This is a genomic window from Sphingomonas sp. SRS2, assembly GCF_000971055.1.
Lineage (GTDB): Bacteria > Pseudomonadota > Alphaproteobacteria > Sphingomonadales > Sphingomonadaceae > Rhizorhabdus.
The window spans coordinates 17842-30128 of sequence record NZ_LARW01000063.1; the positions used below are offsets into that span (position 1 = coordinate 17842).

At 63.2% G+C, this 12287-nt stretch carries 14 protein-coding genes and 1 pseudogene; 9 read left to right on the forward strand and 6 right to left on the reverse strand.

The features are described from left to right. Positions 1 to 188: 188 nt before the first annotated feature. Positions 189 to 686 (reverse strand): MucR family transcriptional regulator, encoded by a 498-nt coding sequence (locus tag WP12_RS06405; RefSeq protein WP_007015511.1) that lies wholly within the window; start codon positions 684 to 686, stop codon positions 189 to 191. 262 nt (positions 687 to 948) lie between these two features. Here WP12_RS06405 and WP12_RS06410 point away from each other — a divergent pair, with 262 nt between their 5' ends. From WP12_RS06410 to WP12_RS06420, 3 genes and pseudogenes are all read left to right on the forward strand, one after another. Further along, positions 949 to 1728, forward strand: a complete 780-nt coding sequence (locus tag WP12_RS06410; protein ID WP_041565062.1) for a Mom family adenine methylcarbamoylation protein — start codon at positions 949 to 951, stop codon at positions 1726 to 1728. A gap of 31 nt (positions 1729 to 1759) precedes the next feature. Beyond that, entirely contained in the window at positions 1760 to 2002 is a 243-nt protein-coding gene (locus WP12_RS06415; RefSeq protein ID WP_007015513.1) for a hypothetical protein, read from the forward strand. A gap of 97 nt (positions 2003 to 2099) precedes the next feature. Further along, positions 2100 to 2474: pseudogene (locus tag WP12_RS06420) on the forward strand (hypothetical protein); the annotation flags it as partial. Between the two features lie 259 nt (positions 2475 to 2733). Here the strand turns inward: WP12_RS06420 and WP12_RS06425 are convergent. The 5 genes from WP12_RS06425 to WP12_RS06445 all read right to left on the reverse strand — a co-directional run bounded on the left by WP12_RS06425 (position 2734) and on the right by WP12_RS06445 (position 7858). Further along, entirely contained in the window at positions 2734 to 3540 is an 807-nt protein-coding gene (locus tag WP12_RS06425) for a glycosyltransferase family 2 protein (RefSeq protein ID WP_046192922.1), read from the reverse strand. 32 nt (positions 3541 to 3572) lie between these two features. Next, the gene (locus tag WP12_RS06430; protein WP_007015516.1) at positions 3573 to 3941 is read right to left on the reverse strand and encodes a GNAT family N-acetyltransferase; all 369 of its coding nucleotides are present in this window, start codon (positions 3939 to 3941) and stop codon (positions 3573 to 3575) included. 112 nt (positions 3942 to 4053) lie between these two features. Continuing rightward, positions 4054 to 5061 (reverse strand): hypothetical protein, encoded by a 1008-nt coding sequence (locus tag WP12_RS06435; RefSeq protein ID WP_007015517.1) that lies wholly within the window; start codon positions 5059 to 5061, stop codon positions 4054 to 4056. Then, on the reverse strand, positions 5061 to 6974 hold the full coding sequence (locus WP12_RS06440) for an FxsB family cyclophane-forming radical SAM/SPASM peptide maturase (protein WP_084691000.1): 1914 nt from the start codon (positions 6972 to 6974) through the stop codon (positions 5061 to 5063). The genes WP12_RS06435 and WP12_RS06440 overlap by 1 nt, the downstream gene beginning before the upstream one ends. Before the next feature lie 428 nt (positions 6975 to 7402). Then, positions 7403 to 7858 (reverse strand): DUF2442 domain-containing protein, encoded by a 456-nt coding sequence (locus WP12_RS06445; protein WP_007015527.1) that lies wholly within the window; start codon positions 7856 to 7858, stop codon positions 7403 to 7405. 386 nt (positions 7859 to 8244) lie between these two features. Here WP12_RS06445 and WP12_RS06450 point away from each other — a divergent pair, with 386 nt between their 5' ends. From WP12_RS06450 to WP12_RS06475, 6 genes are all read left to right on the forward strand, one after another. Next, positions 8245 to 8598, forward strand: coding sequence for a DUF3768 domain-containing protein (locus WP12_RS06450; protein ID WP_007015528.1), 354 nt, complete (start codon positions 8245 to 8247; stop codon positions 8596 to 8598). A gap of 162 nt (positions 8599 to 8760) precedes the next feature. Beyond that, positions 8761 to 10404, forward strand: coding sequence for a PRTRC system ParB family protein (locus WP12_RS06460; RefSeq protein ID WP_007015529.1), 1644 nt, complete (start codon positions 8761 to 8763; stop codon positions 10402 to 10404). 35 nt (positions 10405 to 10439) lie between these two features. Continuing rightward, positions 10440 to 10865 (forward strand): PRTRC system protein E, encoded by a 426-nt coding sequence (locus WP12_RS06465; protein ID WP_007015530.1) that lies wholly within the window; start codon positions 10440 to 10442, stop codon positions 10863 to 10865. A 45-nt stretch (positions 10866 to 10910) separates the two neighbouring features. Beyond that, complete coding sequence (locus WP12_RS06470; RefSeq protein WP_007015531.1) at positions 10911 to 11117, forward strand: PRTRC system protein C; 207 nt, start codon at positions 10911 to 10913, stop codon at positions 11115 to 11117. A gap of 3 nt (positions 11118 to 11120) precedes the next feature. Continuing rightward, positions 11121 to 11342 (forward strand): hypothetical protein, encoded by a 222-nt coding sequence (locus tag WP12_RS25750; protein ID WP_081474089.1) that lies wholly within the window; start codon positions 11121 to 11123, stop codon positions 11340 to 11342. Between the two features lie 91 nt (positions 11343 to 11433). Next, on the forward strand, positions 11434 to 12282 hold the full coding sequence (locus WP12_RS06475; RefSeq protein WP_007015532.1) for a hypothetical protein: 849 nt from the start codon (positions 11434 to 11436) through the stop codon (positions 12280 to 12282). The last annotated feature ends 5 nt before the right edge of the window (positions 12283 to 12287 follow it).

A 12287-nucleotide genomic window follows, 5' to 3' on the forward strand; every position in this document is an offset into this window, starting at 1 on the left:
ATTTTCGATCGATTGAAGGGTGCACAGCGGGGTCATCACGATGCCAACGGTTGTTTCGGCACCAAGATAGGGCAGGGTGCTCGCCTCGATTTGCTAGGCAAATATTGTCAAGCGACGCGACGACGCACTTTGATCTGACTGTCCCTGTTCCAAGCCCGCCTTCTTCGAGAGGAATTGCCTAGATGATTTTATTGGGCAGGCGGCCCTTCGGTTGATTTTGCGCGTCCGCGACGAGCGGGGGCGGCTTTCGCCGTCTTTGCCGGCGCGGCTGCGCTGGCCGTCTTGGGCCTGCGGCCGAGACCGATGCTTTTTGCGAGCGTACGGCGCTGCTCGGCATAATTGGGCGCGACCATCGGATAGTCGGCCGGAAGATTCCACTTCGAACGATAGTCAGCCGGCGTCATCTGATAGTGTGTCATCAGGTGACGCTTGAGCATCTTGAGCTTTTTACCGTCCTCGAGGCAGACGATATAGTCCGGCTTCACCGAGGCGCGAACCGAAACGGCCGGTTCATGCTTCACTACCGCTGCGGCCTCGGTTTTGCCGAGATTGCTCAGCGCCGCATGAACATTCTGAATCAATAGCGGCAGATCCGAGACCGCGACGCTGTTGTTCGTCACATGAGCCGCGACGATGTCGGCGGTCAGGGTAATCAGCGTGCTATCGCCTTCCGACAAGTCGCTCATGATGATCTGCTTTCCTTCGATTTTCAGAGGAGTCCCGAAAACTGCTCGCTACCGGGAACGGAGCGGCTTGTGAAGCTTCCGGCGCGTCGAAAACGCAGTTGCCAGTTGCGCACGGCTTGCCCCGCGCCACTCCTATCGCCGTAAAGCAAATATTCCATGAACTGCCACCAGTTCAATCCATGTCACAAGAAGAGGGGAATGGGCCGAAAGGACAAGTCGGAGGGGCTAGAGCCGCCGACGTCCCTTCAACCCGAGGCCGGACATGGAAACCTCACGCAGCCAGCGCTGGCGGGAAAGACGCGCCTTGTGGGCAACAGACTTCCGCACCATCAACCCCAGAGCCTATTCGGTCGATCTCATCGAGCACCGCATGGCGCGCGCTTTCATCGCCGAGCATCACTATCTGCCCAACTATCCAGCTGCGCAAGTCGCCATCGGTCTTTTCGGACGCCGCGCCGTTCTCGAGGGCGTCTGCGTCTTCGCGGTGCCGGCGACTGACGCCGTCATCACCCGACACACCGGCTTTCTGGACCCTACCAAAGGCACTGTCCTCGCTCGCCTGATCCTTCTCGACAGCGTCCCCCAGAACGGCGAGAGCTTTTTTTGCGCGCGCGCGTTCCGGCTTCTTCGAGAGGCCCGCCCCGCGATCGAGGCTGTCGTCTCCTATAGCGACCCCGAGGCTGGCCATATTGGCCGGGTTTACGCCGCCTTGTCGGGAGCGCACCGCGGAACTACGCGTCCGCGTATCGTCCTTCGGACTGGCGATCGCACGATTTCCGACCGTACGCTGTCGAAAATCCGCCTCCGCGAGCGCGGAATGGACGGAGCCATCGACCAGATTGTCCGGCTCGGTCTTCCCGCTCCCGCTCTTCGCGAAAGACCGGAAGCCTGGCTCCAACGCCTCCAGACTGAAGGTCTCCTCACGCGCCATCGGCATTCGGGCCTCTTCACTTATTGTTTCGAACTCACGCGCGCCGCGCGCCGTCAGGGCCGTGACCTCCCGCGGCTGCCCTATCCGAAGCTTCTGCCCATCGCCACCTGAGCGCGCATCCGTCCCAATAAGGAGTATAGTCATGTACGTTGCATTCAAAATCAGCGGCAGTTTCGCCGTTCCGGTTGGAACCCAGGCGGTTGAAGGCCTGGCGAACCTTTTCCGACTTCCTTCGGGCGAGGTGGTCTCGGTCCATCCGGTTATCGAAATGGCGAGCGCGCTGGAGAGCGATGATCATCGCGACCTGACCATTGCCGAGGGAACCGAACTCGGAATCCACCTCGACCTCGACGACCGCGACTCCAGTCTGCAAGACAGGGCCTGACGCGAGCCGGCGCGCTCGCGGCCGATGCTGCCGAGAAAGAAGGTGGAGTGGGATTGGTTCGGTGCGCAGACTGGCTGCGCGAGACCGGAGTACTTCCATGCTGGCGACCGATCGTTCCGCGTTGACCGCGGAGTCCCGTGAAATCGATTATATCCGCGTGTCCGAACCGCCGCCGATCGTGCTCGCCTATGGCATCGGCGTCGACAGCACCGCCTTGCTCATCGAGCTGGATGCACGAGGAACGCCGCCCGACCTCGTGATCACTGGCGACCCCGGTGTCGAGAAGCCAGAGACCTACGCCTATCAGGAGATGATGGCCGCCTGGATGGGCGCGCGGGGCATCCGTTACGAGACTGTGCGCTACACGCCGCGGCGGTTCAAGCACTGGCCGCCTTATTACGACCTCCTGGCGAACGTCCTTACAAATGCGACGCTGCCGAGCATCTCGCTGGGGCGCCATAGCTGCAGCTTAGGTCTGGGCTTAGCTAGTGTCCTGTTAGTTCGCCGTGAAGGGAGGACAGGCCGGGCGACGCGCTAATCCAAAAAGCTGGCGGCGCCCGGCCTGTCCTCCCTTCACTTAAGCACTAAGGTATCGGATCGGCGATCCGTGAGGCGAGCGCCGGCAGTTGATCTCAAAAGCTGCGTTTTGATCAAAGAGGGCACGCGTAGCGACGACAGCGAGCCACTGCCTTTCGCCCTATTCTGAGAAGCGGAACGGCCGCCAGGCACCATCAGCCAAGGTTTGTATTTTCCGCCAGATAGCTCTTCAGTTGCGGCAATTGTGTATCGATCAATTGCAATGCTGTGTGGAGAACAAGCCCGGGTGTGTGGCGTAACTTTCGGCGCGAAGGCTGGGCTGTCGCCCTCTCAACTATGATCTTTCTGGCGTTGTAGGACTTGGCCCGCAGAAACAGGCGCGAGGTTTCGGCGTGGATCTCCTCACCATGGGGATCATACTCCCGCTCGTGTCCGCCCCACACGCGATAGTCGGCGAGACGGAAGGCGCAGATTTTGTCGTCGACGATGACATCATCCGCTTCGGCGACGCAGAGCGCGCGAACCGAGGCACTCACTTGTTCGCAAAGCGCCTGATATGCCGAATGCTCGAGGGCGAACTCGGGAGCGGCCTCCGCTCGTCCTTCGAGCAGCGTCTGCGGGCCCGCCGTCTCACCCGCCGCGCGCATCTCGGCAACATAGCCGGGCTGATATTGTGTGTCGGCGTCCGCTTGCAGGATCAGGACATCCTCGGCGACCACCCCTTCCTCGAGCGCCAACTGTGCGACGAGATCGATGCCGCGCCGGCGCGGGGGAACGTATCCGCGCTCGGGTTCGTACGTGAGTTCCACGGTACCGGGTGGCGAGGTTTGCTGGATATCGCGCGAGAGTTCGAACGTGCGATCCGTCGATCCATTGTCGACAAGGACCAGCGTGCCGTCCGGCTTATCCGTAGCCGCGCCCGGGCCAAAGCCGAGCGAAGCGCAGGTCGCCACTAGCTCTCGTTGCTCATTAAGGCAGGGCATGACGATATAGGCGCGCATTCGGACCTTTCAGAATTCCGGTGCGGTCGCGCTCAGCCTCCGGTCGACGACCCTTCACGACGAACATGCTTCATAATCAACTGAGAGTGACCTGCTGGCGTCACGTCCGCAAAGCCGGCTTCTTCGGCGGCGCGCCGCGAAGCGATGTTGGATTTGCGCATATGGGCGTAGACGACATTATATTCGCTTGCATCGCACGCGGCACGATAGGCGAGACGGCCGATCTGACGCCCCTGGCTTTCCCGGTTCAGAAAAATCTGGAGCGAGGCATGTTTTCCGATCGGGGGTTCTTCAATCAGGTTGATGAAGACGGTTCCCGCGCGCTCGCCGTCGGCCTCGATAGCCCAGGCCTCGCCACCTGGGCCTCCGCCGCGTTTGGGCGTGCCTTTGCTCGGGACCAATCGTACTTTCTCCGGATCGATCGGCCCGAGCGGCGAATGCGCAACGACAGGAGGCGGCTTCGGCGTCGGGCTGGCCCTTCGGCGCCGTTGCCTCTGCTTGGCGGATGAGGGCTTAACGGACATCTAGCCGCGCAAAGGCCGCGCGCAAACGCTCGTCCGCCGCCTGCCAATATTCGCTGGGGAAGAAGCCCGGCGAATAGGCAATTACGACATCTTCGAGCCGCGATGCGAGCCTGGCGCCGTGCAGCGCATCGGCAAGGGCATCGACCTTATCAAGCACCGATGCCAGCGAAGGGTCGAGCTTTCGGCGCCGGTCGAGCCAGTCGCTGTCGCCATCATAGCGATTGTTGAAATAGTCCATGTCGATGTGAAGCAGGATCGGTCCAGGGCCGATCCCTTGCAGCCAATCTCCAAGGTCAGGCGTGATGCGATATCGCCCCGGACCGGTCTCGCGCGCGACCGGAACGAGATCGACAGCGGGGCGCAATGCGCCAGGGTCGAGCAGCGTGTCCTGCTCCTCGGTCAGCTCGACACGAAAGTCTCTAGTATCGACCGCTTTCGGCGGCTGGCAAAGATGGCGAACCTCGGTGGTCGGGAATGCGTGGAGGAACGGCGTTAGAAAGCTGCCCATGCCGATGGCACCACTTCGTATCGCGCTTGCAACGCTATTAGGCTGGGCAAGGTCGACGAGATGGCCAGTCATAGGATCGCGCCAACCCGCCTGCTCCACGAACAGCCGCGGCGCGCCCAGATCGCGGTGATCGTCAACATGGAGCACCACGATCGGCGCAGCCTGTAGGCCGGCCCGCTCCAGCCATTCGCTCCAGCTGAGAAGCGTCCAACTGTCGTAGAGCGTACTGAGAATGCGACCGCTACGGCGCATCGAGAGCGCCATATCGGAACGCTCAAGGCCCTCACCCCACCACGCGAGTCCGGCGGACAATTTGGGATCGACATGCCGCGCGGCATCATTGGGCCAACCGAGCGTCAGCTCCCAGCCCCCGGTAGTCCGTTTAACGCAGGCATCCTTGTCACAAAAATAGTCGCGCAGCGTAGCATGACGCTCGGCTGCTGTTCCCGGAAGCCGATCGAAAGGAAGGGTGATCACATTGTCGGGCATCAGGCCAATTCGCGTTCGGCGGAGGCTTTGAGGACAGCAACCAGTTCGCGTCCCAGTGGGGTCAGCGGACAGCTATCGAGGGTCACGAATGCGTCGCGAAGATTCTCCTCGGTGTCACGGAGCTGATTGATCGCCCGATTGTGGAGGCGGGCAGGCCCTTCGTCCCTGACATGAAGCCAGAAACGCCGCAATTCGACAAAGACGAACACGGCGTGAAGCAGGCCTGAAGGTGGGCGAAGATCCTCTCTCCACGGCGAGGAGACCAGCGCCGCGGTGGAAGCCACGGTCGGCGCAAGCCGCTCCAGGAGATAGAGTTTCTGGTGCCGGTGCTCGTGCAACAACGAGTCGGCGAGATCGTAGGCGTCGATCGGATCGTCGCCCTGCAGGACCGACACATAGAGAGCACCTGGGACCGAGTTGTCGCTGAACGAAACGATCTTGTCGGGATGCGCAAGCGGATCGCGGATAAATTGGATTGCGCCGCAAGCCATTCTCATCTCGCGCGCCATTGCCGGGCGCCAGCGCTCAATGATCTGCAGCGCCTCCTCAACGATCGGCTTGACCTTAGCGGTGGTCGCCTCATCCTCAAAATAGATTGCCTCGCCAAAGGGAATGCGAAGCCAGGGATCGGGGAAACCGATCTGAAAGCCGGAACCGTCGCGTGATGGCTGGGCAAGCAAGTCCTGCAGATAGGATGCGTCGGCTTGGATTGCTGCGCCGTCGACGGCCTGAACTTCATAGGCGGCGGTCTGAATGTCGAGTGTGTGCCGCCACGCGATGGCGCCCGGAGCACTCGCCAGTTCTTCCTGCTCGGAAACGGACAGCGCATCGAACGCCGTGATCGCCGGACCGAGTTCGGGGTGGGTGGCACGCAACTCGCGGACCGTCCCCAGCAGCGCGTCACGCGCGGCTGACCGCGCACCGGCGCAGAGATCGTCCATCATCGCCGTGGCACTCTCCGCGAGATCGAACGCTGCTAGGTCGGTGCCAGTGGGCAGGGCCGAATCCAGCGCATCATCCGAGGGCAAGAGCAGTTCCGCGAGGCGGACCCGCGCATGTTCGACCAGCGCGAGCATCTCACGACAATAAACGGTCGGATGATTGAAGCCGTCGGTGCCAAAGCGGTGGGGGAGCGATCCGCCCCCGCAGATTTCGACAATCGGACAGGCTTGGCACTCGCGGCATAGTCCTGCTTTGCTGAGCAGCGCGCGATGCGCTGCGATCCGGGGCGAGGTCGCTATGTCTGCGATCGGCGTATCCCGTACCGAACCGCCAAGGCTGGTCGCTCCGTCCTGGGTCACCTTGAGCACGTCGAGATCGTGATAGCTTCCGTCGGTCTCAATCGAGATAAGGCTGACGTCCCCGAAGCCAAATGCGTCAGTCCGGGAAGGCAGCCCGGAAACGGCATCGAGCAAAGCTTCAAAGGTTCGCACCGGCAAATGCGGATAATGGTCGAGCCACAGATCGAATGCGCCGATCAGCCAGCGCTCATAGAGCGAGGGATCGAGCGCGCGGCCTGGCGGGAGGCGCAAATGGTGGGCGTCGGGTAGCAGGAAATCGAGATTCGGCGGATGATGCGCGTCGAAGAAGGCGAAGAGATCCTCCGGCGAGGTCGCGGTATCGATGACGGCGATGACGCCTGCAAATAGCCTGGGGCGCTTCTTGAGCCGCTCCAGCGCAGCGAGAACCTTATCGAAGCTCGAGCGCCCCTTGCGCGTCGTTCGATGCTTGTCTTGTGCCGCGCGCGGCCCATCCAAGCTCAGCGAGACACCGATGTCCGCTGCCTCAAGTTGATCGAGCGCGGCATCGTCAAGCAGCAGCCCGTTGGTCTGGAGCCCGACATCAACCTTCGCGGTTGTCGCGGCACGGATTTGGGCGGCAAACGCCGCCAGCTTATCCGCAAGGAAATACATGAGCGGACGGGACTGATCGGCCCGACTTTTGTACCAGCGGTTCAACCCCTAAATGCTGAACAAAATATTGAACCGATCGGATAGCCAATCAAGTGTCCCACCGAACCTACCATCCGTCGAACTCGCCCCGAGGGTACTAAGGTAGCAGCCAGTCGTTCGGGAGATCACACACCAGATTCGGGGTTTCAGGAACAGTGCATGACTAATCGGGGTTTCAGGAACAGCCGTCCCGAATTCGGGGAATCAGGAACAAGGCTTCAGGGGGTACCCACCCACGCGCCCGATCAACACTGTCAGGCGACAGATCGGCGCAGCGCGCGCGCTTGGCACGCGAGCCTTAGAAGCAGCAAAGCGCGTGGCGACGAAACCCGGTCGGTTCGGGGGTGATGGCAATCCGGGCCCAGAGCTTGAAGGCTATGCGTGTCGGGCTACTGGCCTGAACTTGTAACATTCTCAGCCTCGATCGGATCGGGGGCATCAGCCAGCTTTCGCGGTTGACCACCCTTTTGGCCATTGGCGCTCGACGCGGCATTCTTCGCCGCGGTCCGTACCTTTCCGCCCTCGGATCCAAGCTGGTGGGCCATCCATTTTTTCGAACCGAACACACCTCGCAGCAGGCCGGGGACATAGATATCGGCGTCGAGTTTTGGCCAATGAAGCCCAAGGCCCGCAGGGCTGATTTCGATTACAGCCAGACTGTCCGGCGAGGCGTCGGCCAAGCCCTCGGCCAGGTGCGCCGGAAACGTTAGTTCAACCCCCGTATTGAGGCCAACGACCACACGGGCGCGGCGACGATCATAACGCGCCGACACCGCATGGCCGGCTTCGCGAAGCGTCGCCATCCGTTTACCGGCTTGCGCCGTCTCGTCCTCAGTAATCCTCATGCCGACGCCCTCTTAGCCATCGCGGCAATGCGTCGGGTCCACAGGGAGCCGGCTGCGAACCGTCCTTTTAGCTGATCCGAACCCGTTGTCGCCTCCTTTGGATTATGTAACGAAGAGCGTCGCAAAAAACGACGGCATCCGCCGTCGAATATACATCGACCGCCTCGCTAGTGCGGCTCGACCAGCGTTTCCGAAAGCAACGACCCGGCCAACCGGGTCGCTCGCGGTGATCAGCGTCTCAGGCGCTGCAGAACCAAGATTGCAGCAGCGCAACATGCGAAAATCAGTCACGATCATTGGCGCTGGAATGGCCGTCTCGACCGGGTCGCCCCTGGCTATCCCAGGGCGTAGATCGGCCATCACGCCCTCGGCTTGCTGGAGGCAACATGACAATTCCCGCAATTGAACGGATCGCCAGGCTCAACGACCGTTGCCGGCAGGGCCTCGATCCCAACGCTCGCATCATGGTGACCCGTAACTGCCTCGCCCGGTTGACCGGCGACGATGTCGGAATCGCGGAAGTCCTCGCCCAGGCCGAACTGCTTGCGGCCGTGCGCCGCTATGCGTTCAAGCCCGGAGACGGGCCCGAGCGGGATTTCGGCGGCTTCGATCTGAAGGGCGAACGCATCTTCTTCAAGATCGACTACTACGACCTGGCGCTGGAATTTGGCTCGGACGATCCCTCTGACGCCTCGATCACGCGCCGCGTCCTCACCGTCATGCTCGCCGAAGACTATTGAGCCCGCCGGCTCCAACACGACTGCTCCTTCGAACGCCACCGCCACCACCTTTCCGGTCCTCAGCGCCAGGAAAGGCAAGGGGGAAGGCGAGCATCAGGCTCGCCAGAATGAAGGCGCGCGGCCGAAAGGGCGAGCCTGCCGCATTCCACGAGGAGATCCGCCTTGACCGCTCCGCAACCGACCCCCGTCAACACGCTGCCGCTTTCCCTGATCGTGAAGGGCGATAATCCCCGTCGCTATTTCGACAGGAAAAAGCATGACGACCTCGTAGCCTCGATCCGCTTGCGCGGCATCCTGCAACCCATCCTGCTTCGCCCCGCGCCCGGCAGGGAGGACGTCTTTGCCATCGTCGCGGGCGAGCGCCGCTATCGGGCTGCTCTCGAAGCCTACGGCGCGGATGCCGAGGTTCCCGTCATCGTCCGGGAGATGACCGACCAGCAGGCTCTGGACGCCGCCATCGCTGAAAATGACGACCGCGATGATCCTTCGGAAACCGAACAGGCCGATGCCGCCGTCCGCTACCTCGCGGCGTGCCAGAACGATCGCGCCGAAGCCGCCAGGCGGCTCGGCTGGTCACGCAGCAAGCTCGATCGCCGTCTGGCGCTGGCGGAGCTGTCCGAAACCGTGAAGCTTGCGCTCGACGAACGCCGGATCAAGGTCGGTCACGCCGAGCTTCTCGCCGCAATCCCCGCCGACAAGCAGGACAAGGCCCTGGAGACGATCCTCGCCTCGGGCCTGGACGTCAGCAAGACGCGCGATCTCCTCATGCGCGTCACGCAGAACCTCGCCGCCGCTTGCTTCGACAAAACCGAATGCACAACCTGTCCGTTCAACTCGGCCTCCCAGCGCACTCTCTTCGAGACCCATGTCGACGACGGGCACTGCACCAATCCCGGATGCTTCGAGCTGAAGACCCAGACCGCCGAGGCGATCCGCTTCGAAGAGCAGGAGCGCGCCGAAAAGGCGGCACGGGCCGCGGCTCCGCCCGCTGCCGACGAAGACGACGGTGACGGCGAAGCGGATGACGGTCTCGACGACAGCGAGTCCGAAACCGAAGTCTCGTCCGTCGATCGCGCCGAAACCCCCGGCCGAACCGAACCCCGCCCCCTGGCTCCGCAGACCCCGCTGCCATCGACCGCCGGCGGTTCGAGCGCTCACAAGTCGACCGTCACCGTCAAATCGATCGCCGGGCGCACCAGCGACCTGCGCGAGGCGACCTGGCGGACTGCGGTGGCCCGCGCGCTCGCGGCCAATGTCGCCCATGCCCATACCGCCATTCTCGTCGCCGCGATGTCGGGCACGCTTCCCCAGATCAAGGCGGAGACCCTGAAGGCCCGTGCCGGCCTCCTCGTGGGCGCTTCCTTCCCGGACATCTCTTATGGCGACAAGATCACAGAAATCCGAGCGCTGTCCGAGCCGCAGGCAGCGAATGTGCTGTCCGCTGTCGGCGCCGCCTATGCCAAGGACGTGCTGACCTTCGGGCATGTCGCCGACCTCGCCCGCGCTTTCGACGTCGATCTGCGCGACGTCTGGCAGGTCGATAAGGCCTTTCTCGAGCGCTACACCAAGGACGAGCTCAAGTTCATCGCCCAGGAATCCGGCCTGGTCGCGCATGTCGGCGAAAAGGGCTTCGCCAAGCTGCTCAGTGCCAAAAAGGCAGACCTCATCGCCGGCATGCTCAACCGCCCCGGCTTCGACTGGGCCGGACGCCTGCCCAGTTCGATGACGCTCGACGGTCAATATGGGCCGCCGCCGGTGAAGGCCGCGCCGCCGGCCGCCGCCCCGATCAAGCAGCTCGCCGCATAACCCCCCAACGCTCACATAGACAAGGATTTGGACCCATGTTGATTTCCAACCTGCTCCCACTGCTTGCGCGCTACTCGCTCGGCTTCGATCTCGTGGCAGGCCCCGAAGACACGGTCACCCTGACCGTCATTCCCCGCAAGGTGGAAGGCGCCGCGCACAAGCTCGAGACCGGCGAGACCCGCCCGATCTCGCTCACCGCCAGCGCCGCGGAGATCGATGCCGAACTCGCCAAGGGCGAAGACGGCGCGCTCGGACAGCTCATCACGATCCGCAAGACACTCGCCGACCAGCTCGCCGAACAGCGCGAGGCCGCTGATGCCGCCCGCACCGCCGCGGCCGAGGCCGCCAAGGCTAAGGCCGCAACGTCCACGCCGAAGCCCGCCTCCACGGCCGCGAAGGTTCCGGCTACCGCCAGTCCGCCCGCCGACGCCAAGGCCGAGGAGCCCGCCAGCCTCTGGTGAGGCAGCCCCTCGAACCTCTCCCGAACCCACGCCCAGGAGGCCGCCATGCAGATCAACCACCTGACCCGAACCTACCGATATGACGGCATCGACCTTCCGGTGCCGCCGCATCTTGCTGACGATGCCGCCGGCCTGCGTGCCTACCATGCAACCCTCTATCCGCCGATCCTCAACGCCGAGATTGTCGACGCCGGCGTATCGGGCGCTGCGCATGTCATCGAGTATCGGCGCGCCGTCGGCACCAAGGGCTGACCCGTGCCCCGCTCCCAGAGCGCGGCCATCCCCGCCGCACCGCGCAAGACGCTCCTCGAATGGATCGAGCACGACGATGGCAACACGACCGGCTTCCCCCAGCTTCCCTGCAGCGCCCAGGCCCTCGCCCTTCACGCGCGAATCCTCCCCGAAGTCCCTCATAAGGGCGAAGCGGCGGAGCCGCTTCAGCCCCCTGTCGGTCTCAGGCTCGCCCCGCTCGGCTGATCTCGCGGGCCGGTCCGTCGCGCTCTCCGTAGACATCCCCGCCACCTTCGATCAGCCGCTCAGCAATCATCACAAGCTGATGGGCCGGTGGGTGGCCGCACGGGAAGGAACGACCAGACGATACACGCGCGTCGGCGCCCGCAAGCGAATCGAAGATGTCTTCAATGCCGCGGTGCTCGAAATCTTGGCGCCAATCGAACTCGTCGATCTGCGGGTCGCCGTCCTCGCCGGCGAAAACGACAATCCGCCGGCAATCGCCTTGGTCTGCGAGAGCCTGGGGCAGCTGGATCTAGGCTGGATCGAAACCGGTGACGCGCCCGTTCCCTGGCGCGCCGCCGCCTACGCGGCCCTCGGGGAGACGCTCGGCACCGCGCTTCCGGTCTTCGGCTATCAGGATCTCTTCGATGAAATCTCCATGTACTATTGGGACGGCGAGATCGACGACGAGAGCGCGCGCCAAAGCCTGACCGCCTATCACGGTCTCAGTGCTGAAGAACTCGCAGAGCAGACACTGCCCTCGGAGATGAACGCGCGCCGCCCCGACTGGATGATCGGCACGAACGCGGCGAAGGCCGCCAGCCTCCCGAAAACCCTTCGCGCCGCTCTGCGCCGACTTCGCGATGGGCACAAGGCGCTCGACCGCCTCGCCTCGGAGCGCAACGCCTGGCACTTCGATACCGACATTCTCTACGAATATGTGCCGGGCATCGAGGAATGTTCGTCTCTGCCACCGCTGACGCTCGTTCCGTTCGAGCAGTTCGCGCGCGAGCTCGATGATGTTGCCCGCCACGGCATGGAGATGGGCTTCATGGATGTCTGCGGCATCTGCCCGCTGCCCGAGGTGAGTCGGATCGACGACTGGTTCGAGAGCCTGCGGCTCGGCGTCCAGTTTCTGCTCGCCGCCCAGCACCTCGTCCGCTTCGACCCGCCCAACCCGTGAGGCCC

What these genes read in the sequence shown, in the direction of transcription:
- WP12_RS06405 (WP_007015511.1), bottom strand. Translation starts at nt 686, where the DNA reads ATGAGCGACTTGTCGGAAGGCGATAGCACGCTGATTACCCTGACCGCC.
- WP12_RS06410 (WP_041565062.1), top strand. Translation starts at nt 949, where the DNA reads ATGGAAACCTCACGCAGCCAGCGCTGGCGGGAAAGACGCGCCTTGTGG.
- WP12_RS06415 (WP_007015513.1), top strand. Translation starts at nt 1,760, where the DNA reads ATGTACGTTGCATTCAAAATCAGCGGCAGTTTCGCCGTTCCGGTTGGA.
- WP12_RS06425 (WP_046192922.1), bottom strand. Translation starts at nt 3,540, where the DNA reads ATGCGCGCCTATATCGTCATGCCCTGCCTTAATGAGCAACGAGAGCTA.
- WP12_RS06435 (WP_007015517.1), bottom strand. Translation starts at nt 5,061, where the DNA reads ATGCCCGACAATGTGATCACCCTTCCTTTCGATCGGCTTCCGGGAACA.
- WP12_RS06440 (WP_084691000.1), bottom strand. Translation starts at nt 6,974, where the DNA reads ATGTATTTCCTTGCGGATAAGCTGGCGGCGTTTGCCGCCCAAATCCGT.
- WP12_RS06445 (WP_007015527.1), bottom strand. Translation starts at nt 7,858, where the DNA reads ATGAGGATTACTGAGGACGAGACGGCGCAAGCCGGTAAACGGATGGCG.
- WP12_RS06450 (WP_007015528.1), top strand. Translation starts at nt 8,245, where the DNA reads ATGACAATTCCCGCAATTGAACGGATCGCCAGGCTCAACGACCGTTGC.
- WP12_RS06465 (WP_007015530.1), top strand. Translation starts at nt 10,440, where the DNA reads ATGTTGATTTCCAACCTGCTCCCACTGCTTGCGCGCTACTCGCTCGGC.
- WP12_RS06470 (WP_007015531.1), top strand. Translation starts at nt 10,911, where the DNA reads ATGCAGATCAACCACCTGACCCGAACCTACCGATATGACGGCATCGAC.